This is a genomic window from Mycobacterium shigaense, assembly GCF_002356315.1.
Classification (GTDB): Bacteria; Actinomycetota; Actinomycetes; order Mycobacteriales; family Mycobacteriaceae; genus Mycobacterium; species Mycobacterium shigaense.
In genome coordinates, this window is the sequence record NZ_AP018164.1 from 4,281,132 (window position 1) to 4,303,639 (window position 22,508).

Consider the following 22,508-nt stretch of genomic DNA (forward strand, 5'->3'; position numbering starts at 1 on the left):
TGTCCAGGGTACAAGTTGAAGCATGGATACCGACGACCTGATCCTGGTGAGCATCGACGACCACGTCGTGGAGCCGCCGGACATGTTCCTGCGCCACGTACCCGCCAGATACAAGGACGAGGCGCCGATCGTCGTCACCGACGCGCACGGCGTCGACCAGTGGATGTATCAGGGCAGGCCGCAGGGCGTCAGCGGCCTCAACGCGGTGGTGTCCTGGCCGGCCGAGGAGTGGGGCCGCGACCCCGCCGGCTTCGCCGAGATGCGCCCGGGCGTCTACGACGTCCACGAACGCGTCCGCGACATGAACCGCAACGGCATCCTGGCGTCGATGTGCTTCCCGACATTCACCGGCTTTTCGGCCCGCCACCTCAACATGACGCGCGAGGACGTCACCCTGGTGATGGTGTCGGCCTACAACGACTGGCACATCGACGAGTGGGCCGGCAGCTACCCGGATCGGTTCATCCCGATCGCGATCCTGCCGACCTGGACCCCCGAGGGAATGTGCGCGGAGATCCGCCGCGTCGCCGCCAAGGGCTGTCGCGCGGTCACCATGCCCGAACTGCCCCACCTCGAAGGCCTGCCCAGTTACCACGACGACGATTACTGGGGCCCCGTCTTCCGGACGCTGTCCGAACAGAACGTGGTGATGTGCCTGCACATCGGCACCGGGTTCGGGGCGATCAGCATGGCTCCCGACGCGCCGATCGACAACCTGATCATCCTGGCCACCCAGGTCTCGGCGATGTGCGCGCAAGACCTGCTGTGGGGCCCGGCGATGCGCAACTACCCCGACCTGAAGTTCGCCTTCTCCGAGGGTGGCATCGGCTGGATCCCGTTCTACCTCGATCGCAGCGACCGCCACTACACCAACCAGAAGTGGCTGCGCCGTGACTTCGGCTCTCAACTACCGTCCGACGTGTTCCGCGAGCACTCGCTGGCCTGCTACGTCACCGACAAGACCTCGCTCAAACTGCGGCACGAGATCGGCATCGACATCATCGCCTGGGAATGCGACTACCCGCACTCCGACTGCTTCTGGCCCGACGCCCCCGAGCAGGTGCTGGCCGAGCTGAACGCGGCGGGCGCCGACGACGCGGATATCGACAAGATCACCTGGCGCAACGCCTGCAACTTCTTCACCTGGGATCCGTTCGCCCGCATCCCGCGCGAGCAGGCGAACGTCAAGGCGCTGCGGGCCAAGGGAGCCGACGTCGACGTGTCGATCCGCCCCCGCAAGGAGTGGGCGCGGCGCTACGAACAGAAGCAGCTGGCTACTACGTAACCAGGGTGACGGAGTTCGCCCGGCGCAGCTTGCCCGACGGTGTCTTCGGGATGGTTCCCGGGCCGAGCACGACGACGTTGCGCGGACGGACATCGACCTCGCTGACGACCTCGTGTGCCACCTGGTGCTCGATGCGGCGCACCTCGGCGGGATCCTCGAAGGCGTTCGACTCGACGGCGACGGCGAAGGTCTCCCGCGAGTGCCCCGCGTCGAGCCGGACGGCGACGGCGCAGCCGGGCCGCACGCCCTTGACGCGGCCGGCGGCCCGCTCGATGTCGGTCGGGTAGATGTTGCGGCCGGCCATGATGATGACGTCCTTGACCCGGCCGCACACCACGATGTGGCCCTCCTCGGTCAGGTAGCCGAGGTCGCCGGTGTCGTACCAGCCGTGCTCGTCCTGGGCCGGCAGGAAGCCACCCATCGTGAGGTAGCCCGGCGTCAGCGACTCGCCGCGCAGCTCGATCACACCGACGGCCCGCGGCGGCAGCACGGTGCCGTCGTCGTCGATGATGCGGGCCTCCAGGTCCTTGAGCAGCGGGCCGAGCGTGGCCAGCCGGCGGGTGTTGCCCTTGTTGGCCGGCACGGCCCGGCGCAGCGCGGCCAGCAGATCGGCGTCGACCTCGTCGACGACCAAACCGGCGTTGCACTCCGAAAAGGACACGGCCAGCGTGGTTTCCGCCATGCCGTAGGCCGGCAGGATCGCCGAGGGCCGCAGGCCGAACGGCTTGCCCGCGTCCAGCAGATCCTCGACGTCGGCGGGTTCGACGGGCTCGGCGCCCGACAGCGCGAAGCGCAGCGTGGACAGGTCGAAGTCACCGGGCTTGGCCTGGCGGCGCAACCGCTTGGCCAGCAGCGCATAGGCGAAGTTGGGCGCCGCGGTCATCGTGCCCCGGTACTTGTCGATGAGCTTGGCCCACAGCAGGGTGTCCCGCAGGAAGTCCATCGGCGTGACCTTGACCAGCTCGGCGCCGAAGTACATCGGGATGGTCAGGAAGCCGACCATGCCCATGTCGTGGAAGCAGGGCAGCCAGCTGACCATGACGTCTTTGTTGATGTCGTACTCGGCGCCGATGAACATGGCCTCGGCGTTGGAGTGGATGTTGCGGTGCGTGATCTGGACGGCCTTGGGCGAACCGGTCGAGCCGGACGTCAGCTGCATCAGCGCCAGGTCGTCCTCGCCGACCTCGATGGGGTCGATCGGATCCGCCGCCAACAGGTCGGCGACGGTGAGGACCTTGATGTTCTTTTCCTCGAGGACCGGGATGGCCGCCAGGAAGGGCTCGGACACGATGACGGACTTGGCCTCGATCATGCCGATGACGGTCATCGTGTCCTCGGCCCACACGGCAAGGTCGGTGCGCGGCGTGGGCTGGTGCAGCATCGTCAGGCTGGCGCCGCGCATCCACAGGCCCTGCGCCGTCGGGGCGATCTCGACCGGGAAGCCGGCCAGCACGCCGACGGCGTCGCCGAGGCCGATGCCCGCGGCGGCCAACCCGCCGGCGATGCGGCGCGCGCGCTCATGGACCTCGCCCCAGGTGTGGCGGACGGGCTCGTGGGGTTCACCTGTCACCATGCCCGTCGTCGCGGTGCGGGCGTTGTGGAACATCTTGTCGGTAAACCTGCTCACCAAACCCTCCTCGGTTCCGGCGGTTGCCCCAAGGCTAGAAAACTCATGTTCCGCCCGCTGGGCGGCGGTGTGTAGCAGGCGCGCGAGCACAGTTGGGGAGCGATTAGGTCTCGAAACAAAGCCCGCCGGGCGACGGGGCCCCCACAGACTGGCCGTCCGCCGGGACGCCGGGCGGACGACATATCCCCATGCTGCTCAACACCGATAGTCACCGCGAGATATCTTAAGCTCCTCTTAAGTGACTGCCAAACTCTTGCGCGTGTTGAGTCCGACGTCACACTCCGTTCAGGACCCGATCATGCCGGGGTCATGGGCGCCGGGACGACGCGGGCGCCGGGCACCGGACCCGTGGCGACGCGCACCGTGCGGCAGACATCCGCGCCGGACAGCTGGGTGCCGACGTCGAGCGCCGACGCCTCCGTCGGACACAGGAAGGCACACGTCGGGCCGGAGCCGGACACCACGCCCGCCAGCGCGCCGGCGTCCACACCCGCGCGCAGGGTACGCCGCAGCGCCGGGTCCAGGCTCAGCGCGGCGGCCTGCAATTCGTTGCCCAGCAGCGGCGCCAGCTGCTCCGGGTCGCCCGCGGCGAGGGCGGCCAGCACCGGCCCGGGCTCGGCCAGCCGGGGCGGATCTCCGGCGTCCCGGAGCCGGTCCAGCTCGGCGAACACCGACGGCGTCAGCAGACCACTGTCGGCGAACGCCAACACCCAGTGAAAGGTGTTGCGGGACAACACGGTTGCCAGCTCCTCGCCGCGGCCGGTGCCCAGCGCGGTGCCGCCGTGCAACGCGAACGGCACGTCGCTGCCCAGCTGAGCGGCAAGTGCACGCAGATCGCGGCGGGGCAGGTTGAGCTCCCACAGCGAGTTCATCGCCACCAGCACCGCCGCCGCGTCGGCGCTGCCGCCCGCCATCCCGCCGGCCACCGGAATCGACTTGTCGATCATGATCGACACGTCCGGCGCCCGGCCCACGTGCTCGGCGAACAACTCGGCGGCTTTCCAGGCGAGGTTGCGCTCGTCGGTCGGCAGCTGGTCGGCGCCCTCGCCGACCAGCTCGAGCGACAGCACGTCGGCGTTGCGCACCGTCACCTCGTCGAGCAGCGAAACGGCGTGGAAAACCGTGGTCAGCTCGTGATAGCCGTCCTCACGGCGATCGCCGACGGCCAGATAGAGGTTGACCTTCCCGGGGACCCGGACCGTGACCGACCCGGTGGGCACCCATTGCGCAGCCGTGTTGCCCTCAGTCGCAGACACCGCAGCAGACTATCGCTGCGCGGCGCGCACGACACGCACCGCCGCCGTCCTCAGTTCGCGGAGGCCGCGGTGGCGCTGGAGCCCGGCCCGGTCGGGGCGCCGCTGCCGCCCTGCTCCCGGCAGCGCTGCAGCAGGCGCACGAAATCGTCGATCGACAGCGTCTCGCCCCGGCGGGCCGGATCGATGCTGGCGGCCAGCAACCGGCTCGCCGACTCGTTGCCCGAACCCGCCCACTGCAGGAAGGCGTTGCGAGAAGTCTTGCGGCGCTGGGCAAATGCGATGTCGATCAGTTCGAAGACCTGTCGGCGGAACACTTCGTCGGTCGGCCACGGTGATGTCGCGTACCGGTCGATGCGGACCAGACCGGAATAGACGCGCGGAATCGGCCAGAACACCGTCGGTGACACCGTGCCGCACCGGCGCACCCGCCCGAAGAAGCGCACCTTGACGCTGGGCACGCCGTACTCCTTGCCGCCCGGCTCGGCGGCCAGCCGCTCGGCGACCTCGGCCTGCACCATCACGGTCACGACCCGAATGGACGGGAATTCCGCCAGCAGGTGCAGCAGCGCCGGGACGGCGACGTTGTAGGGCAGGTTGGCGACCACGGCGGTGGGCTCGGCGGGAACATCGGGGCGTCTCAGCGTCACGACGTCGTGCTCGCACACCGTCAGCCGGTGGGCAGCGCCGGGAGCATGCTCGGCGACGGTCTGCGGCAGCCGCGCGGCCAGCACCGGATCGATTTCGACGGCGGTGACGGTGGCGCCGCGGTCGAGCAGCGCCAGCGTCAGCGACCCGAGACCGGGACCAACCTCGAGAACGTGATCGCAGCGGCCGACCCCGGAGGCAGCCACCACCCGTCGCACCGTGTTCGCGTCGTGAACGAAGTTCTGGCCGAGCGATTTTCGGGGCCGCAAATCAAGTTCTTTGGCCAGCCGCCTGATCTCGGTGCGCCCGAGGAGCCGGACGGTCAGCGCGCACCAGCTCTTCCGCTGCACACTGGCCACGCTCCCCAACCCTGACGCTCCCGGGTCACCTCGGCGACGGTGATCTGCTCCTCGCGGCTGGCAAGGTCGGCGCGCGGAGCGAACCGCAGCCCGCCGTTACGCTCCCACGTGCCCTGATCGAACTGCACGCCGCCGTAGTAGCCGTTACCGGTGTTGATCGCCCAGTTCCCGCCGGCCTCGCAGCCCGCGATGGCGTCCCAGATCGATCCGTCGGTGACCGGGGGCACCTCGGTGCCGGGTTTGGTGCCCACCCGGACCACCGATTCGCGGGCCGGCGTGATCACGACGTTGGCGACGGGCAGGCGGCCCGTCTCGACGCCGTTGACCAGCGCGACCGCGTAGGTCACGTCCTGGGTGCCCGGGGCACCGGCGTCCTCGACGACTTGGCGGCTCATGTTCATGTCGGGATCCTCGACCCGGCGGGCGTTGGGCGGCAGCGGAACTCGTTCGGTGACTCGCTCGATGCGGTTACGCGTCACCTGGATCTGCATGCCGTCGACGATGGGCGAGGTCGCGCTGGGCACCACCGTGTCACTTTCCTGCAGCGGCACGCCCGCGGCGTTCAGCAGCCCGGCGACATTGGGCGCCGGCAGGTGCACGGTGCGCACCGCGCCGCCGTCGTTGATCTGGACCGTCTTGGCGCTCACGACCGGCAGCGCCATGCCGGCCAGCGGCACTCGGCTGCCGCGCGAGGCCGCCGCGGGGGCGGTGTCGGTCATCGCGAGCTGGGCCAGCGCCTCGTCCACGGTCGAGGCCGTCGTCCACACCTGCTTGGTGTCCTGGCCGTCGAGCGAGATCTGCAGCGGCCGGCTGCGGCGCAGCACGATCTTGTCGGCATCGTGGACCTGCACGTCGCCCGCGGGGTACAAGTCGTCACGGCCGTCGACGACGTAGCCGTTCTCCTGGACGATGTCGATGACCCGGGACTTCATAGTGGTCACACGCATCGCGATGCCGTCGACGGTCAGCGTGACGCTCTTGGACACCGAGACGGCGAAGCCGCCGGCGAAAGCGAGTACCACAAGCAGCCCGGATACCACGAGCCGCAACATTGGTGATGGGGTCTGGTGCAGCTTGTTCAGTACAGTCAATTCCCGTTTACTCCGCGCTCAGTAACCACTTCAACGACCCGTTCAGCAGCAATGCAATAAACCAACGATTCGATCACAAGACGGTAACGAACCGGTCAAGCGTGGGCAACTCCGGCACGGAGGTGTCGCACAAATCACGCGGTCGCCGCGGCCAGTCCGTACACGCGCCGCGCGTTTCCGGCGGTGATTTCTGCGAGTTCCGCGGCCGGACGACCGACGAGTTCCGCGATCGCCCGCACAGTATAGGGAAGGCAGTACGGCTCGTTGGGCGCGCCGCGGTAAGGATGCGGTGTCAAAAAGGGCGCGTCGGTCTCCACCAGCAGCTGCCCGGGCGGGATCAACGGCACCGCCTCGCGTAGTGCGTGGGCGTTGCGAAAGCTCACCGTCCCGGACAGGCTGAGCAACCAGCCGGCGTCCACGCAGGCGCGCGCCATCGCGCTGTCCGACGAGAAGCAGTGGAAGATCACGACGTCGGGGGCACCCTCGGCGCGCAGCACGTCGAGCACCTCGGCGTCGGCCTCGCGGTTGTGGATCATCAGCGGCTTGCCGCTGCGCTTGGCCAGCTCGATGTGCCACGCGAAGGCCTCGCGCTGCACGCCGGGGGCGGCGCAGCCGTCCAGCTGCCCGGGCCAGTACAGGTCCATCCCGGTCTCACCGACGGCCACCACGCGGGGATGGCCGACCAGCCGTTCGATCTCCGCCCGAGCCGCGTCGTCGAGGGCGTCCGTGCGCGTGGGGTGCAGGGCCACCGCGGCGTACACGCGCGAGTCCCAGTCGGCGGCCCGGGTCACCCAGCGCGCCGAGTCCAGGTCGTCGGCGATGGTGACGACCGCGCCCACTCCGACCGCCGCCGCGCGGTCCAGGATCGCCGTCACGCCGTCGGCGTCCTTGGCGCCGCAAGCGTCGAGGTGTGTGTGGGCATCGATCAGGGGCGCCAACGGCTCCGGGGTGGGCGGGGCTTCTCGTTTACCGGGTCGGCTGGAGCTCACGCGCACACAATAGGGTGAATCCCGATGAGGCCCTACTACGTCACCACCGCGATCACGTACCCCAACGCCGCGCCACACCTCGGGCACGCGTACGAGTACATCGCCACCGACGCCATCGCCCGCTTCAAGCGGCTCGACGGTTTCGACGTGCGATTCCTGACGGGAACCGACGAGCACGGCCTCAAGATGGCTCAGGCCGCCGAGGCCGAGGGGCTGCCCACCGCCGAACTGGCGCGGCGCAATTCCGACGTGTTCCAACGGTTGCAGGAGAAGCTGAACATCTCCTTCGACCGGTTCATCCGCACTACCGACGCCGACCACCACGAGGCGTCCAAGGAAATCTGGCGACGCATGGAGGCCGCCGGCGACATCTACCTCGATTCGTATTCGGGGTGGTACTCCGTGCGCGACGAGCGGTTCTTCGTCGAAGCCGAGACGGCGCTCGTCGACGGCGCCCGCGTCGCCGTCGAAACCGGGACGCCGGTGACCTGGACCGAGGAGCAGACGTATTTCTTCCGGCTGTCGGCCTACGCCGACAAGTTGCTGGCGCACTACGACGCCAACCCCGGGTTCATCGCCCCCGAGGTGCGGCGCAACGAGGTGGTCAGCTTCGTCTCCGGCGGCCTGCGCGACCTGTCCATCTCGCGCACGTCGTTCGACTGGGGCGTGCCGGTGCCCGGGCATCCCGATCACGTCATGTATGTCTGGGTGGACGCGCTGACCAACTACCTGACCGGGGTCGGCTACCCCGACACCGAGTCGGAGTCGTTCCGCCGCTACTGGCCCGCCGATCTGCACATGATCGGCAAGGACATCATCCGGTTCCACACCGTGTACTGGCCGGCGTTTTTGATGTCGGCCGGAATCGACCTTCCACGAAGGGTTTTCGCGCACGGCTTCCTGCTCAACCGCGGCGAGAAGATGAGCAAGTCGGTGGGCAACATCGTCGCGCCCGAGGCTCTGGTCGACACCTACGGCCTGGATCAGGTGCGTTACTTCCTGCTGCGCGAGGTGCCGTTCGGGCAGGACGGCAGCTACAACGACGACGCGATCGTCAACCGGATCAACACCGACCTGGCCAACGAGTTGGGAAACCTGGCGCAGCGGTCGTTGTCGATGATCGCCAAGAACCTCGACGGCGTGGTGCCCGAACCCGGCGAGTTCACCGCCGCAGACACCGAGCTATTGCAGACGGCCGACGCCTTGCTGCCGCGGGTGCGCGCGAGCTTCGACGACCAGGCGATGCATCTTGCGCTGGAAGTAATCTGGCTGATGCTGGGCGAGGCCAACCGGTACTTTTCGGCACAGCAGCCGTGGGTGCTGCGCAAGAGCGACGCCGAGGCGGACCAGGTGCGGTTCCGCACCGTCCTCTACGTCACCTGCGAGGCCGTGCGCATCGCGGCGCTGCTGGTCCAACCGGTGATGCCCGAATCGGCCGCCAAGCTGCTCGGCTTGCTCGGCCAGACCGAGGGGCAACGGGATTTCGCCGCGATCGGCGCCCGGCTGACCCCGGGGACGGTGCTGCCGCCGCCGTCCGGGGTGTTCCCCCGCTACCAACCTGCCCCGGAGGGCGCGTGAGCATACGCGCGAATGACCGGTGGTCGTTCGGTGGTGTGCAGGAGATGTGTCCGGCATAAGCCTCTGCCATAGGACATAATCGGCTCGTGGAAAGACGACGCAGTCGGCAACAGAGCCAGGCGCCGATGACGACCTTGAAACAGCTTCCGGCGCTGGTCGTGCTGGAGCGCATCCCGGTGCCGGTGTTGGCGATCGGGCATGACGGTAGCATCCTTTTCACCAACACCGCGTTCGCCGAAATGGTGGGCTACGAGCCGGACGAGGTGCTGGCGCTGCGATTCGAGGAGCTCTTCCATCACCAGACCGAGGTCACGGATTCGCTGCTGTCGGTCGTCCACGCCCTGGCTAACATGGTCGTCGAGTTGGCGCACAAGGACGGCTCGGTGGTGCGGGCGCTGATGAGCCGCTCCGCGGTGATGCGGGCCGATGACCAGTTCGCGCTCGCCGCCTTCCAGGATCTGACCGAGGACCTCTGGGAAGAAGAGCGCTAGCTAGTTCTAGTCCCTGCGCCGCAGTCGCAGTAGGCGCCGGCTGCGGAACAGGATCACTCCCCCGCCGACGACGGCCACGGCAAGCCACGCGGCACCGAACCACCAGAGCCAGCCGTTGTCCGAGTGCGTTCCCGCCGCGGCGGCCTGCGGACCACCCAGCACCGGCGCGTGGTCGACGGTGACCGGGTCTTGTCCGGGCGCGGCCACCACGGCGACCCCCCTGAGCCGCGGCCAGTGCTTGTTGTCACTGTTAAGCCACCGCAGCAGCTCGTCGAGCTGGATGGATGCACCGTTGGAGGTCGCAACCAGCAGCGACCGGCCCTTGTTGAAAACCGTTTGGAGAGAGGCGAAATGCATCGCCGGATCCAGGTTGAGCTTGGTGGGCTTCCCCCCGGAGGTGACGGCGTTGATCGTGATCGGCCCGGTGGACCCGGCGGACACCGGGAGCACCACGTCGCCGTGATTCCAACCGTCCGCGGAGATCAGGATCGCCGGATTCGACGAGTCGATCGCCTGCTGCACGGTCGTCACGGTGGTGTCGATCGGGATCGGGCTGATGCGCTGCAGTCCCACCATGATCTGGATGGCGCGCCACGTGTCGCCGAACGAGTGTGGCTCGATGCCCACCTGCACCTTGGGCATCAGCGCCTGCGGCACCGATTGCATGCCGTCCGGCACCGGGGGCGCCGCGGGGCTGCTCTCAATCGTGGTGTCGCCGTTGATCTTCAGCGTGAGCATCTGGTTACCGGGTCCCGCGGTGTAGAAGTCGCCGCAGTGTCCGAGGTTCGCCGCGACGTCGAGCATCACGTCCACGTTGGTGTAGCGCTGCAGCAACCGATCCGGGACGTCGACCCAGCGGTCGATGTTGCCCTGGCCGTCGGTCGGCCAGTGGTCGATGGTCTCCTCGCCGATCAACACCTCGAGCTGGCCACCGACGTTGGGTGGCGTCGGGGTGTAAGACCCCTGCAGATGCACGCGCACCGCATGGATGGACCGGCCGAACCGGGTCTGGTCCACACCGATTGAGACCCGCGGTTGCAGCGACGTGGCGTTGGCGAACGGCAGCCCCAGGTCACGGATCGGGGCGGTGCCGCCCGGGAAGTGCACAGTGGGCTTCAGCGACTCCGCCGAAGCCTTGGGCGCAAGGGCCAACTCCGACAGGTCGCTGAACAACACGGCGATGTCGGTCTCGTCGGATCGATTGAGGGGCCCCGAAATCAACAGCCAGGGTGCGCTCGGCGAACCTTGCAGGATGAGCCCGCTGTCCGGCCCCTCCTTGATGACGATCTGACGTTCCAGCGGCCCCGACGGTGTGGGCGGCGACGCCTGCCCCTCGGGCAGCGGCACTACCGCTATCTCAGGAACCTGCCTGCCGTAGTGCTCGGCGGCGGAAGTGGCCAGCTGAATCGCCGTGTCGGACTCCGCCGACGACGGTGCGGGCGGCACGAAGATCGTCAGCTTCCTCAGCACGCGCGGCATGAAGTGGGCCACCGTGGTCGGCGCCTGCTCCACGCCGGTGTAGGTGACCGTGCCGTTGATCAGGCGCAGCGGGCTCCACGGGTACAGACACATGCCCTCTTGCGGCGCGAGGTAGGCACGCAGCGTCACCGTCAGCCAGTTGTCGGTCACTTCCGCCCCGGCCAGCGGGATGACGATGGGTGCCTGGTCGGTCGTGGGCAGGTTCAGCCTCGCGAGGGTGCGCTGGTCCTGGCTGACGGTCAGTGTCCCCGAGCGCAGGTTGATCGGCAGTTCGACGGTCGCGTTGACGGCGCTCGGCACCAGCCCGTGCAGGACGGGCACGGTCAATTGCTGTGAGCTCGTCAGGCCCCAGAACTCCAGGTTGGGGCTCGCCCCGATATCGGGCAACGACAAGGTCGTCGAGTCGGTGGTGGTACCGGGATCGGAAGGCGCGGCCGATGTCGGCGGCGCGCTCAGCGTCACGAAGGCGACCACAGCAGCCAGCGCAATAACTCTGCTCACATACTTCCGGTACATCACCGCATCAGTATGCATTCTTTCGGTACGTGACTGGAAATGCGCCCCGCGGGCGTCCGGGCGCGGCGCCAGTGGCACGGTTATCCGCTCTCCGGCGGCGGCGGGGGGGCGGTGCGCGCGACGTCCGGGCGGGTATGGCGCATCGCCTCGCGAGCGAGGAATTGGCGCAGATACGACAGCGAGTCCTCCGCGGCGATGCCCGGCAGCAACAGCTCCCAGAGCTGGCTCAACCGCCTCGTCAGGTCCGCGATGGACTCTCTGTTGACGTCACGCCGGGAGATCGTGTTGGTCAGCAGCCGCGCCCCGAACATGGTCCCGACGATCGACCGGCTTACCAGTTCGGGGTCCACATCGTTGCGTAGGTCGCCCTCGGCGCTCGCCCTCTTGGCCTCGGCGGTCATCTCCACCACCCAGCTCGTGTAGAAGCGCGACGACGAATCGTTGAAGCCGCCCAACGCGCCGGCCAGTTGCTCGGCCGCAGCCGCCACCCGGTCCGTCGTCAGGACGTTGAGCACCGCAAACGTGCCATGGATCATGTTCTCGAAGGCCGGCGACGCCGATCCGCACACGTTGCGAAAGGCAACCAGCAGGGTTTCCCTGCCCTCGTCGATGATCGCCGACGCCAGCGGTTCCTTGGCGTCGAAGTGGTGGTACAGGGCCCCTTTGGTCATGCCCGTGCGCTCCACGATCGCGTTCCAGCCAGCCGCCGCGTATCCCACCTCACCGAAGACGTCGATGGCGGCATCGAGGATCTTTCGCCGGGTTACCTCGGACCGAACCTGGCGAGCCATCGCCCTTGTACCTCCCCGTCGGCGCCGACCCCGCTTTCGACGTCTCCATACTTACTGGTCAGGACGACGAGCGTAACAACACTTTGCCCTGCCGGGTCAATCCGACGCCGAGGGTGTCGACGCGGAGCCGATCGCTCGCGCCGTGCGCCGGCGGATGAATTGGCGGAAATAATCGGCCCGGTCGGGCTGCAGGATTCCGCTCAGGAGCAGGACCCAGCTGGTCTCCAGATCGCGCAGAAACCGCTCCGGGCTGTTGAGGTCGCTGGTCTGCCGCAGGCCCATGTACACCGACACGACAAGGCGTCCGACGTCCTGCGGCGAGCAGTCTTCGGTCACATCACCCTCGGCGATGGCCTCCTGCACGGCCGTGGCGAGGACGTCGATCCAGCCACCCAGCAGCTTTTCGTGCAGGGCTTCCACCCGCCCGACCGCTTCGACCAGGTGCATTCCCGCCCTGGTCAGGTCCTCGTTGAGGTCCATGACGGCGACCACGAAGGCCGAATCGATCAAGGTTTCCAAGCCGGACAGCCTTCGCGCCCGCAGGTCCTGGAAGGCGGCGTTGCTCATGGCAATCTGTTCGTCGATGATCGCCATGGCCAGCGCGTGCTTTGAGCGGAAGTGGAAGTACATCGCGCCCTTGGTGAGTTCGGCCTGGGCAAGGATGTCGTCCAGGCCGACGTCGTGGTAGGCGCGACGAGCAAACTGCTGGGCCGCGGCAAACAGGATATGCCTGCGCGTGGTATCCGCTCGTCCGCCGGTCGGGGGATTTTTCATCGGGTCTTGAAGGCCCTTTTCCCTAGCTTTGGGTGGTGGCGACAAGGCATCGCTTCTTCTGCATTCGCCGTGCTCACAGCCGGCGGCAGCGGGCCGGATGCGCCCGGCCTGGGCTGCGGTTCCCAGCGCACCAGTGCATCCACTGAGACTACTGCGTCGACGCCCTTCTGACGTGTAACGGGTGTCGACTTGTGGTATCGGCGCAGCTAGATCGGGACCCTCCGGGGCGAGCGGGGGTCGCTTTGCAACCCGACTCAGGAAAATACTTTTTGGTAGGCATTTCTGCGCGGCTCCATACAAAAGGTATGTATGATAGGCGAATGCAAGAATTGGAGTATCGTGCGCCTGCCGCCGCCGCACGAGCGGGGGACTGGCGCTGATGGATTTCGGTGCGCTCCCTCCAGAGATCAACTCCACCAGGATGTACGCGGGCCCGGGCCCGGGGTCGCTGATGGCGGCCGCGGTGGCCTGGAGCGACCTGGCCGCCGAGCTGCAAACCGTCGCCGCCTCCTACCGTTCCACCATCGCGGGTCTGGTGGCCGGGCGCTGGCTGGGCCCCACATCCCTGACCATGGCCAGCGCCTTCGGTCCGTACGCGGCGTGGATGACGGGGCTCGCCGGCCGGGCCGCCGAGACTGCCGGCCAAGCCCAGCTCGCCGTCGAGATCTACGAGGCGGCCTTCGTGGCGACCGTGCCGCCGTCGGCGGTCTTCGCCAACCGCACGCTGCTGGCGAACCTGGTTGCCACCAACTTTCTCGGCCAGAACTCCGTGGCGATCGCGGCCTGCGAGGCCGAATACGCCGAGATGTGGGCGCAGGACGCCGCGGCGATGTACGCCTACGCCGCCGGATCCGCCGAGGCCACCCAGATGACCGGCTACACCGACGCGCCGCAGGTCGCCAACCCAAACGGCGCCGCGGAGCAGGTCGACGCCGTCGCGAAGTCCACCGGTGTCTCGGGCATCCAGAAGGCGGCGCTGCAAAACATCACCCAGCAGGTCCCCAGCACGCTGCTGAACATGTCGAACGGGGGCAGCACCACCGTCGCGTCGGCCGCCGCGTCCACCACCGACTCGACGACCTCGAGCTTGGTCAGCAGCCTGGCGTCGAGTGTGCCCAGTTCCATTCCCAGCTACCTGATGGCGGCGGGCACCCCGCTGTACGGCATGTCCTCCATCCTCGGCATGGCCCAGACCGGGCAGGGCCTTATGAGCGCCGCGGCCAACGCAGCCAACGGCGCCGCCTCGGCCGCGGGTTCGGCCGCGTCGGGGGCGGTATCGGGCGCCGGTGCGCTCGGACGGATCGGGACGGGCATTTTCGGCAGCCTCGGCAGCGCGGCCTCGCTGGGCCCGATCTCGGTGCCGGCGGGCTGGACCAGCGTGATCCCGGCCGCCAACGCGGCCGCTGCCGCACTGCCGCACGCCACCCTGGCGAGCGCGACGATGCCGCCGAGCATGATGGGCGGCCTGCCGATGACCGGCTCGACCACCCGGCCGCTGTCCACCCCCCGGTACGGAATCGTCCCGACCGTCATGTCCCGCCCGCTCGCCGCCGGATACGTCTAAGGCCGCACATGACCGGAACACGGCTGGCCGCCCGAATCCAGGTGCCTCAGGTCGGGCACCTGCTGCACGGTGTGCAGTCGGTGCGCACCCTCCTCGTCATTTCCGCGGCCGGTATGTGGCCCGCCCAGCCCGGCACCTGCTCGACGGCCGGGGTCCAGAATCCCTGTTCTGCAAGGAGTCGCCAGTGAAATACACGGCCACCAAGATCGCCGGGGTGACGATCATCGACCTCGAGCCGCAGCGCGATCACCGCGGCTTTACCGCACGGTCCTTCTGCGCCCGCGAATTCGCGGACCACGGACTGATTTTCGACGTCACCCAGACGACCAACATCTTCAGCTACACCCGGGGCACCGTGCGCGGCCTGCACCGTCAGATACCTCCTTACGCCGAGGCCAAGCTCGTGCGCTGCACCCGCGGCGCCATCGCCGCGGTGACGGTGGACGTCCGCCCCGAATCCCAGACCTTCGGCGACCACCTGATGGTCGAGCTCAACCCCGACAACCACCGGGCGCTGTTCCTGCCGCCGTACGTCGCACACGGCTTCCAGACCCTGACCGACGAAACCGAGGTCTGCTACCAGATCAGCGGTCAGTACATGCCGGCGTTCGAGCAGGGATTCCGCTGGAACGACCCGGAATTCGGGATCGTGTGGCCACTGCCGGTCACCGTCATGTCCGAGGAGGATGCGGGGCTGCCTTCCCAGACGCCCGAGCTCGCCGCGGTCGAGAGTGCGGCGTCATGATGACCGGCGTCGCGTCAGTGCGGATCGAGCGGGTCCATGGCCGGCGATGACGCGAACCCGCGCCAGGAGACCGGCCGATGAGCGCACCGACATGTCCAGCGCCGTCGGGGCATTCGTCGCGCCCTGAGCGGCGACCACACCAGCAGAAGCCGGCCGACGTGATCCTCTTCCCCCACGAAGAAGGCAATGGTTCGCCGATAGCCGCGCCGGTGCCCACACCCGGTGGCGCAGTTCGGCGTTGGCAGTACCAATACTCGCAGCGGCTGCGCCTGAGCGACACGGTGATCGTCGTCGCATCGGTGCTGCTGGCTCAGTACGTCCGCTTCGGCGAAATCGCGAACACGTCGGGCTACTCCGACCCGGTGATGACGCTGTTCTCCTGCCTGTTCGCGGCGCTGTGGTTGTCCGCCCTGGCCGTATTCCAAACGCGCTCAACGCGAATCATCGGGTCGGGCATCGACGAATACCGCCGCATCGGCAGCGCGACGTTTTGGACCTTCGGGATCATCGCGATGGGAACGCTACTCGCCAAGGTCGACCTGGCCCGCGGTTACCTGGCGATCGCCCTGCCCGTCGGCACGCTCGGACTGATCGGGAGCCGCCACCTGTGGCGGCAGCACATCGCCCGCAAACGCGGCCGTGGTGATTGCCAGACAAAGGTTTTGGCCATCGGGGACCATGAGGCGGTTTCCCACCTCGCGCACGAGCTGGCCCGCGCTCCGATGGCCGGCTGCGTCGTGGTCGGCGTCTGCATTCCCGGCTACGGGCCGCCTCGCGGCAACGTCCTGAAGATCGGCGGCCGCGAAGTCCCGATCCTTGGTGACGAAACCTACGTCTCCGCCGGGATCGGCAGCTGCGGTGCGGACACCGTGGCCGTGGCGCAGACGGATCACTTTGGGATGCACGGTCTTCGCGAGCTGATGTGGCAGCTGGAAAAGATGGACGTCGACCTGGTGGTCTCTCCCGGGGTGATGGACATGACACAGGCCCGGTTGACGCTGCGCCTGACCGCCGGCCTGCCCCTGCTGCACGTCGAGAAACCGCAATACGAAGGGACGCAACGCTTCCAGAAGCATCTCTTCGACTTCTGCTTCTCGCTGGCGGCCCTGATCGCGACATCGCCGATCCTCATCGTGTCCGCCCTGGCGGTGAAGCTGACCAGCAGGGGCCCGGTCTTCTACCCGTCCGAGCGAATCGGCATCGACGGAAAACCGTTCACAATGCTCAAGTTCCGCACGATGACCGACGGTGCCGACAGGCAGCTCGACAACCTGTTGGCGATGAACGAATGCGTCGGCGGGATGCTGTTCAAGATGCGCGAAGACCCCCGCGTCACCGCCGTCGGCAAGATACTTCGCAGATTCAGCATCGACGAGCTGCCGCAGTTCGTCAACGTGCTCAAGGGCGACATGAGCGTCGTCGGGCCGCGGCCGCCGCTGCGGCGGGAGGTCGACAACTACGAGGTCGACGTCAAGCGGCGCCTGCTGGTGAAGCCGGGCGTCAGCGGGCTCTGGCAAGTCAGCGGTCGCTCGGACCTGTCCTGGGACGAGTCGGTCCGATTGGATCTGTCCTATGTCGACAACTGGTCGATGGCGGGAGATCTCGTGATCATTGCCAAGACGGTGAAAGCGGTTTTGACGAGCCACGGCGCATACTAGTTCCCGTGAGCCATGACTGAGCCGACGGCACCCGGTGCCGTGGTGCCCTCGGTGCCGCTTTCCCGGATGGCTCATGCCTTCTCGATCCAGTTGATCTGCCGGGCCGCCGGCATGCTGGCATCGGTGTTCTCGGTGGCGATGAGCGCGCGATATCTCGGCCCGGGGCCCTACGGCCAGCTCACCATGGCGGTGGCGTTCATCGGCATGTGGAGCAGCTTCGCCGACCTCGGTGTTGCGACCGTGATCGTGCGCCGCGTGACCTCCGGCCGCGGCGATCTCGAACGGTTGGTGCGCGTCAACAGCGGTATGGCCCTGATCTACTGCGTCCCGCTCGCGGCACTGGCCGCCGGGTCCGGGTTGCTCGTCTATCACGACTTCGACGTCCGGGTGATGCTCGTGGTGCTGTCCGGCGGCCTGCTGCTGCAGACCATGATTACGCGCTTCGAGCCGGTGTTCTTGACCACCGTCCGTTTCTCCGCGGTCGCCATCTCCGACGTCACCGCCCGGGTGGCCACCCTGGGCATGGTCGCCTGCCTGGTGTCGGCGCACGCGGGCGTCATCTGGTTCGCGGTAGCCCAGCTCATCCCGCCCGCGGTCCAGCTGCTGATCCAGGGCGCCGCGGCGATGCGGCACATCTCGGTGCGGCCGGTCTTCGCGCTGCGCGAGTCCGCCGATCTGTTGCGGGAAACCCTGCCGCTCATCGGATTCCTCGTGGTGGGCATCCTGTACACGCGCGCCGACGGGGTGATCCTGTCCCTGCTCAGCACGCACTCCGAGGTCGGCGTCTACGGGTTGGCCCTGACGATCGCGTTCAACACCATCGTGGTGTCGCTGGTCTTCCTCAAGGCGACGCTGTCGACGGGCACCGAGCTCTACGCGCGAGACGTCGCCGCGTTCGCCGCCTTCCTGCGCCGCAGTGTGGAACTGATGTATTTCGCGGCGGTGCCGGTCGCGGTGATCGGTGTGCTACTGGCGGGCCCACTGATCGCGCTCTTCGGCGACCGGGCCTTCGTCGCCCGCGGGACGCCGACCCTGGCCCTGTTGTTCGTTGCCGCCGCCCTGCGCTTCGTCGGCGGGACCCTGGGCCAGGGCCTGGTCGCCAGCCATCACCAACAGGTGTTGCTGTGGTTGACGGTCGCCACCCTGGTCGTCAACGTCGGGCTCAACGTCGCCCTCGCGGGCCGGTTGGGCGCCGTCGGACCCGGCATCGCGCTGGTGTGCACGGAATTTTTCAACATGCTGTTCAGCAGCTGGTGGCTGCACCGCCGGTGCGGATACCGTACGCCGGTGGTGTTCTTGCTGCGGGTGCTGATCCCGACGGGCGCGAGTGTCGCAGCGACACTGCTGCTCTGGGGTCAGCACGTCGTCTTGATTCTGCTGGCCGCCGCCGTGGCCTACCTGGCCACCAGCGCGGCGGTCGGCCCGCTCAAGTGGTCCTCGTTGGCGTCGTTGCGACGCAGCCAGCTGGCGTGATCGGCGAAGCCGCGTGAATTCTCCTCGGGTGCTTTGGCTTTCGCCGTGGACGCGGCCGGCCGTGCGGGTGCAGTCCGAAGCGCTGATACGCCACGGCGCCGACGTACTGCTGGTGACCTCCGACCGCCACCCCGAGTCGGACGCGGCGCGTGACTACGAATTGGTGCTCGAGCCGCGGTTTCTCACCGCTTCGACCTGGCCCCCGACGCTCCAGGCGTTTCGCCGGGTACGCCAGTTCCGCCCGGACGTCGTGATCGTCGAACAGGTCCGCGACCCGCGCTGGATGGCGCTCGCCGGACGGAAGCCGCGCATTCAGGTCATCCACGACGACGCGCCGCACGACCCAGCCGAAGCGCTGCCCTCGTTCGAACTGGCGGTGCTCGACCGGTGGGGCGCCCGCTCGGCGGCCACCATTGCCTATTGCGACTATGTCGCCAACGCCGTGGCGGCGCGCCGGGACGTGGCCGGCACGCCGGTGCATGTCGTCCCGCTCGCCAGCGACCTGGATCTGAATCGCGTCCCACCGTTCGTGGCCGCCGAAGGGCGCCACGACTTCGTGATGTTCGGCCGGCTCAACCCGTACAAGAACGCCGAGGTGGTGCTCGAGGCGTGGCGTCGACACGTCGCCGGCGGCGGCTGGCGCGGCGACAACCTGATCCTGATCGGCGACGGGACGCTGGACCCCGCGAGCCTGCCCGAGCACACGCAATGGCGTCGCGGCGGATACCGCTATTCCGATGTCGTCGCGACGCTGGCCGCAGCCAAAGGCTCGATCGCCCACTATCGTCGGGCAACTCAAAGCGGCGTGCAGGTGCTGTCCATGCACCTCGGTGTCATGCCGATCATCTCGACCGAGGGCGGGCCGCCCCAATACCAGCCGCCGGACTGCCCGCCGATCGGCGTCGACGACGTGGCCGGCCTGGCCGCCGCCTTCGACATGCTGGCCGATCCGGCCGCGGCGGCCAGTCAGGGGGCCACCGCGTCGCGCCACTACGAGCTGCACTGCGCCGTCGACCTTGTCGCGGAACGCTTCCTGGACGTCATCGCCGAGGTGCTGGCTCGTCGACGCTGACGACCACGCGTGAAAGGACATATGCATGGGCAACTATCTGGTCACCGGCGGGTGCGGCTTCATCGGCTCGGCCGTTGTCAACTCGTTGCTCGACCGCGGCGAGAACGTCTTTGTCTTCGACGACCTTTCGCTCGGCACAGATCGATGGCGAAACGCCGACCGCAAACCGACGTTGCTGGCCCGGGACATCCTCGACGCCGATGCCTGCGATCAGGTCTTCCGCGATGTCAAGCCGCAGACCGTCATTCACCTGGCGGCGCAGCATTTCGTGCCGTGGTGCCAGGAGCACATCTACGAGGCGTACACCCTGAACGTCACCGGCACTCTCAACATCCTGGAGTATTCGCGGCGTTACGGGGTGCAGGACGTGTTTTTCGCGTCCACCGGTGACGTCTACCCGCCGAACTTCGTGCCCAACAAGGAAGTTGATCCGACCGGGCCCGTATACGTGTATGGCCACACCAAGTTCCTGGCCGAACAGATGTGCATGCGCTACTTCGAGTCGCAGGACTGCTTTCGTACGTTGCTGATCGGCCGGTTGTTCAACGCCGCGGGTCCGCGGGAAACCAATCCGCATCTGCTGGCCGAGGTCACCCGCCAGATCGCACAGGAGGGCAAGCGCGAGGTCGAGGTTGGCAACCTCTGGCCGCTGCGCGACTACGTCGACGTCGACTCCATGGGCTCGGTCATCATCGACGCCGTGTCGAAAGTGGAAGGGCTGGAAATACTCAACATCGGGTCCGGCACAGCGGTCGAGGTTCGCGAGGCACTGAACATCCTCGCGTCGGTGCTGCCGTTTCAGGTCGACTTCACGTCCGTGCCCGAGCGTCAACGTCCCAACGACCGGCCGTTCCTGTGCCCGGACACCCAACGGCTGCGCCGCACGATCGGTCGCGCGGCCGACCCGTTCAACGAAGACACGGCTCGCAAGATCTTCGCCGAGTACCCCGCCATCAAGCTCTAAACGACGATGGTGCAAGCGGATTCGGCGCGCCCGCTGCGGGTTGCCCTGGTGAGCGACTACCCCACCGACGGGGATATGGGTCCCGACAACGGGGTGCAGTCGGTGACCCACAACCTGGCCCAGGCGCTCGCAGTCCGTCCGGACATCGAGTGCCACGTCATCGCCGCAATGAACCACGCGACGACGACCTACCGGCAGGTCGGGGCCCTGCAGGTGCACTACGTCAAGCGCCTCAACCTGCCGCGGCTGATCACCCTACGCGCCCACGACGTGCCGCGACTCATCTCGGTAATCCGTTCGATCAACCCCGATGTCGTGCACGGGCAGGGCCAGGATCGCCACGCACTCGGCGCGCTGGGCAGCGGCTTCCCCACCGTCATCACGCCGCACGGCGTGCTCTTCATCGAAAGCCTTCTGCTGCAGAAGAATCGGTTCGACATCGTCGGGGCCGCCAAGAAGCGCGGCGTGATCAACATGGAACGGGAGGTGTTTCGGCGCTCCCACGACATGATCATCATCTCGCGTTACCTGCCCCGAACCTACGGGCCGATGCTGACCGCGCGCACCCACTTCATCGAAAACCCGATCAACGAGGAATACTTCCGGATTCCCCGCGCACCCGAACCGGGACGGATGCTGTTCATCGGATCCGTCGTGCCGCGCAAGTGCGTGCACGACCTCGTCCGCGCGATCGGCCAGGTCCTCAACACGCGCGCCGCTGCCGACGAACCGTGGCAGGCGAGCGCGCAGTTCCGCATCGCCGGCCCCCTCGTGGACCCGGCCAGCGAACTCGAGATCCACAGGGCGATCGACGAATACGGCTTACGGGAGCAGGTGCACATTCTCGGGCCCATCAGCCACGAACAGTTGTTGGACGAGTATGCGCGCGCACAGGTCCTGCTGATGGGCTCGCGCGAGGAGACCACGCCCCAGGTGATCGCGCAGGCCATGGCGTGCGGCCTGCCGGTGATCGCCTCTCGGGTCGGCGGCATTCCGGACATGGTCTCCGACGGCCGCACGGCGCTGCTGTTCGACCACGGCGACCTGACGACGTGCGCCGCGCATATCCGGCGGATGCTCGGCGACGACGTCCTTCGCGCGCGCATCGAGGATGCCGTGCGCGAGCAGGCCCAGCGACGATTCAACCCCGATTCGGTTGCCGAGCAGACGATCTCGGTGTACCGCGACGTTATCGCGCGGAGTCGAGAGCCTTGAAATACTCGATCGTGAGCGCGGCCCCTCGATCGAACGACACCACCGGTCGCCACCCGAGCCTGGACCCGGCGAGGGTGATGTCCGGCTTGCGCTTCCTCGGGTCGTCCTCCGGCAGCGGGTTGAACACGACGGGAGATGGCGACCCGGTCATATCCTTGATCATGCGTGCGGTCTCCAGTACGGTCAGCTCTGCCAGGCCACCGAGATTGACGGGACCGGTGAACGAGGAATCGCTTTTCGCCATCTTCACCAGCCCGTCGATCAAATCCTCGACATAGCAGAAGGTTCGGGTCTGGCTGCCGTCCCCGAAAACGGTGATCGGCTGGCCGCGCAGCGCCTGCACGATGAACTGCGAGACGATCCGTCCGTCGTCGGGGTCCATTCGGGGACCGTACGTGTTGAAGATGCGGACGACCTTGATGCGGGCGCCGAAGGCGCGTGCATACTCGAGCATCAGCGTCTCGGCGACCCGCTTGCCCTCGTCGTAGCAGGCCCGCGGGCCGAAGCAGTTGACGTTGCCCCAGTAGCCCTCGTCCTGCGGATGGATGGTGGGGTCGCCGTAGATCTCGCTGGTGGAGGCCTGCAGCACGACGGCGTTCTTCGCGAGCGCCAGCTCGAGCAGATGCCTGGTGCCGAGGTAGTTGGTGTCGAGGGTGAACACGGGATCGCGCTGGAAGGCGAAAGGCGAACCGGGACAGGCCAAGTTGAAGATGAAGTCGAGCGGGCCCGGCACCTCCGCCGCCTCGAGCGGCAGCGTCACGTCGTGGTCGAAGAAGCTGAAGCCCGGATCCCGCACCAGGTGGGCGAGGTTTTCGCGCCGGCCGGTGTAGAAGTTGTCGACGCCGATCACCTCGACGCGATCACGGCGCAGCCGATCGCACAGGTGGGACCCGAGGAAGCCGGCGGCGCCGGCAACGAGGGCTCTCAATTACGTGT

The 22,508-nt window shown here is 67.6% G+C and carries 20 protein-coding genes; 11 read left to right on the plus strand and 9 right to left on the minus strand.

Going from position 1 to position 22,508, the window contains the following annotated elements; translation table 11 throughout:
- Nucleotides 1–22 precede the first annotated feature (22 nt).
- Nucleotides 23–1,285, plus strand: coding sequence for an amidohydrolase family protein (locus MSG_RS19920; protein ID WP_096442305.1), 1,263 nt, complete (start codon nucleotides 23–25; stop codon nucleotides 1,283–1,285).
- On the opposite strand, the gene MSG_RS19925 is transcribed toward MSG_RS19920, so the two are convergent.
- The 5 genes from MSG_RS19925 to MSG_RS19945 all read right to left on the minus strand — a co-directional run bounded on the left by MSG_RS19925 (nucleotide 1,278) and on the right by MSG_RS19945 (nucleotide 7,258).
- Complete coding sequence (locus tag MSG_RS19925; protein WP_096444689.1) at nucleotides 1,278–2,912, minus strand: fatty acyl-AMP ligase; 1,635 nt, start codon at nucleotides 2,910–2,912, stop codon at nucleotides 1,278–1,280. The genes MSG_RS19920 and MSG_RS19925 overlap by 8 nt on opposite strands.
- A gap of 296 nt (nucleotides 2,913–3,208) precedes the next feature.
- A complete protein-coding gene (locus MSG_RS19930) occupies nucleotides 3,209–4,168 on the minus strand; it encodes a 4-(cytidine 5'-diphospho)-2-C-methyl-D-erythritol kinase (RefSeq protein ID WP_181159249.1) in 960 nt (319 codons plus the stop codon).
- Nucleotides 4,169–4,218: 50 nt separating this feature from the next.
- Nucleotides 4,219–5,172, minus strand: a complete 954-nt coding sequence (gene rsmA / locus MSG_RS19935) for a 16S rRNA (adenine(1518)-N(6)/adenine(1519)-N(6))-dimethyltransferase RsmA (RefSeq protein WP_096442308.1) — start codon at nucleotides 5,170–5,172, stop codon at nucleotides 4,219–4,221.
- The gene (locus tag MSG_RS19940; RefSeq protein ID WP_197705004.1) at nucleotides 5,136–6,263 is read right to left on the minus strand and encodes a resuscitation-promoting factor; all 1,128 of its coding nucleotides are present in this window, start codon (nucleotides 6,261–6,263) and stop codon (nucleotides 5,136–5,138) included. The genes rsmA and MSG_RS19940 overlap by 37 nt, the downstream gene beginning before the upstream one ends.
- A gap of 134 nt (nucleotides 6,264–6,397) precedes the next feature.
- On the minus strand, nucleotides 6,398–7,258 hold the full coding sequence (locus tag MSG_RS19945) for a TatD family hydrolase (protein ID WP_096442312.1): 861 nt from the start codon (nucleotides 7,256–7,258) through the stop codon (nucleotides 6,398–6,400).
- A gap of 18 nt (nucleotides 7,259–7,276) precedes the next feature.
- On the opposite strand from MSG_RS19945, the gene metG reads away from it, so the two are divergent.
- Nucleotides 7,277–8,830: a methionine--tRNA ligase gene (gene metG, locus MSG_RS19950; RefSeq protein ID WP_096442314.1), complete on the plus strand. Its 1,554-nt coding sequence runs from the start codon at nucleotides 7,277–7,279 to the stop codon at nucleotides 8,828–8,830.
- A gap of 125 nt (nucleotides 8,831–8,955) precedes the next feature.
- Entirely contained in the window at nucleotides 8,956–9,321 is a 366-nt protein-coding gene (locus tag MSG_RS19955; protein WP_096442316.1) for a PAS domain S-box protein, read from the plus strand.
- 6 nt (nucleotides 9,322–9,327) lie between these two features.
- Here MSG_RS19955 and MSG_RS19960 read toward each other — a convergent pair whose 3' ends face one another.
- The 3 genes from MSG_RS19960 to MSG_RS19970 all read right to left on the minus strand — a co-directional run bounded on the left by MSG_RS19960 (nucleotide 9,328) and on the right by MSG_RS19970 (nucleotide 12,881).
- Complete coding sequence (locus tag MSG_RS19960) at nucleotides 9,328–11,334, minus strand: hypothetical protein (RefSeq protein ID WP_096442318.1); 2,007 nt, start codon at nucleotides 11,332–11,334, stop codon at nucleotides 9,328–9,330.
- Between the two features lie 62 nt (nucleotides 11,335–11,396).
- On the minus strand, nucleotides 11,397–12,107 hold the full coding sequence (locus tag MSG_RS19965) for a TetR/AcrR family transcriptional regulator (RefSeq protein ID WP_096442320.1): 711 nt from the start codon (nucleotides 12,105–12,107) through the stop codon (nucleotides 11,397–11,399).
- 96 nt (nucleotides 12,108–12,203) lie between these two features.
- Entirely contained in the window at nucleotides 12,204–12,881 is a 678-nt protein-coding gene (locus MSG_RS19970) for a TetR/AcrR family transcriptional regulator (RefSeq protein ID WP_096442322.1), read from the minus strand.
- 376 nt (nucleotides 12,882–13,257) lie between these two features.
- Here MSG_RS19970 and MSG_RS19975 point away from each other — a divergent pair, with 376 nt between their 5' ends.
- From MSG_RS19975 to MSG_RS20005, 8 genes are all read left to right on the plus strand, one after another.
- Nucleotides 13,258–14,445: a PPE family protein gene (locus tag MSG_RS19975; protein ID WP_096442324.1), complete on the plus strand. Its 1,188-nt coding sequence runs from the start codon at nucleotides 13,258–13,260 to the stop codon at nucleotides 14,443–14,445.
- An 8-nt stretch (nucleotides 14,446–14,453) separates the two neighbouring features.
- The gene (locus MSG_RS24965) at nucleotides 14,454–14,633 is read left to right on the plus strand and encodes a hypothetical protein (protein WP_142404542.1); all 180 of its coding nucleotides are present in this window, start codon (nucleotides 14,454–14,456) and stop codon (nucleotides 14,631–14,633) included.
- The gene (locus tag MSG_RS19980; protein WP_096442326.1) at nucleotides 14,630–15,190 is read left to right on the plus strand and encodes a dTDP-4-dehydrorhamnose 3,5-epimerase family protein; all 561 of its coding nucleotides are present in this window, start codon (nucleotides 14,630–14,632) and stop codon (nucleotides 15,188–15,190) included. The genes MSG_RS24965 and MSG_RS19980 overlap by 4 nt, the downstream gene beginning before the upstream one ends.
- A 77-nt stretch (nucleotides 15,191–15,267) precedes the next feature.
- On the plus strand, nucleotides 15,268–16,848 hold the full coding sequence (locus tag MSG_RS19985; RefSeq protein ID WP_096442328.1) for a sugar transferase: 1,581 nt from the start codon (nucleotides 15,268–15,270) through the stop codon (nucleotides 16,846–16,848).
- A gap of 12 nt (nucleotides 16,849–16,860) precedes the next feature.
- Complete coding sequence (locus MSG_RS19990) at nucleotides 16,861–18,321, plus strand: oligosaccharide flippase family protein (RefSeq protein WP_096442329.1); 1,461 nt, start codon at nucleotides 16,861–16,863, stop codon at nucleotides 18,319–18,321.
- A gap of 28 nt (nucleotides 18,322–18,349) precedes the next feature.
- Entirely contained in the window at nucleotides 18,350–19,393 is a 1,044-nt protein-coding gene (locus MSG_RS19995) for a glycosyltransferase (RefSeq protein WP_096442331.1), read from the plus strand.
- Nucleotides 19,394–19,418: 25 nt separating this feature from the next.
- A complete protein-coding gene (locus MSG_RS20000) occupies nucleotides 19,419–20,357 on the plus strand; it encodes an NAD-dependent epimerase/dehydratase family protein (protein WP_096442333.1) in 939 nt (312 codons plus the stop codon).
- A gap of 6 nt (nucleotides 20,358–20,363) precedes the next feature.
- Entirely contained in the window at nucleotides 20,364–21,572 is a 1,209-nt protein-coding gene (locus MSG_RS20005) for a glycosyltransferase family 4 protein (RefSeq protein WP_096442335.1), read from the plus strand.
- On the opposite strand, the gene MSG_RS20010 is transcribed toward MSG_RS20005, so the two are convergent.
- Nucleotides 21,547–22,500 carry a UDP-glucuronic acid decarboxylase family protein gene (locus MSG_RS20010; protein ID WP_096442337.1) on the minus strand — a complete coding sequence of 318 codons (954 nt, stop codon included), beginning with the start codon at nucleotides 22,498–22,500 and terminating at the stop codon, nucleotides 21,547–21,549. The genes MSG_RS20005 and MSG_RS20010 overlap by 26 nt on opposite strands.
- Nucleotides 22,501–22,508 lie beyond the last annotated feature (8 nt).

Excerpts from the sequence above, each read along its gene's own strand:
- MSG_RS19920 (WP_096442305.1), top strand. The coding sequence starts at position 23 with ATGGATACCGACGACCTGATCCTGGTGAGCATCGACGACCACGTCGTG.
- metG (WP_096442314.1), top strand. The coding sequence starts at position 7,277 with ATGAGGCCCTACTACGTCACCACCGCGATCACGTACCCCAACGCCGCG.
- MSG_RS19955 (WP_096442316.1), top strand. The coding sequence starts at position 8,956 with ATGACGACCTTGAAACAGCTTCCGGCGCTGGTCGTGCTGGAGCGCATC.
- MSG_RS19960 (WP_096442318.1), bottom strand. The coding sequence starts at position 11,334 with ATGCATACTGATGCGGTGATGTACCGGAAGTATGTGAGCAGAGTTATT.
- MSG_RS19965 (WP_096442320.1), bottom strand. The coding sequence starts at position 12,107 with ATGGCTCGCCAGGTTCGGTCCGAGGTAACCCGGCGAAAGATCCTCGAT.
- MSG_RS19970 (WP_096442322.1), bottom strand. The coding sequence starts at position 12,881 with ATGAAAAATCCCCCGACCGGCGGACGAGCGGATACCACGCGCAGGCAT.
- MSG_RS24965 (WP_142404542.1), top strand. The coding sequence starts at position 14,454 with ATGACCGGAACACGGCTGGCCGCCCGAATCCAGGTGCCTCAGGTCGGG.
- MSG_RS19985 (WP_096442328.1), top strand. The coding sequence starts at position 15,268 with ATGAGCGCACCGACATGTCCAGCGCCGTCGGGGCATTCGTCGCGCCCT.
- MSG_RS19990 (WP_096442329.1), top strand. The coding sequence starts at position 16,861 with ATGACTGAGCCGACGGCACCCGGTGCCGTGGTGCCCTCGGTGCCGCTT.
- MSG_RS20000 (WP_096442333.1), top strand. The coding sequence starts at position 19,419 with ATGGGCAACTATCTGGTCACCGGCGGGTGCGGCTTCATCGGCTCGGCC.
- MSG_RS20005 (WP_096442335.1), top strand. The coding sequence starts at position 20,364 with ATGGTGCAAGCGGATTCGGCGCGCCCGCTGCGGGTTGCCCTGGTGAGC.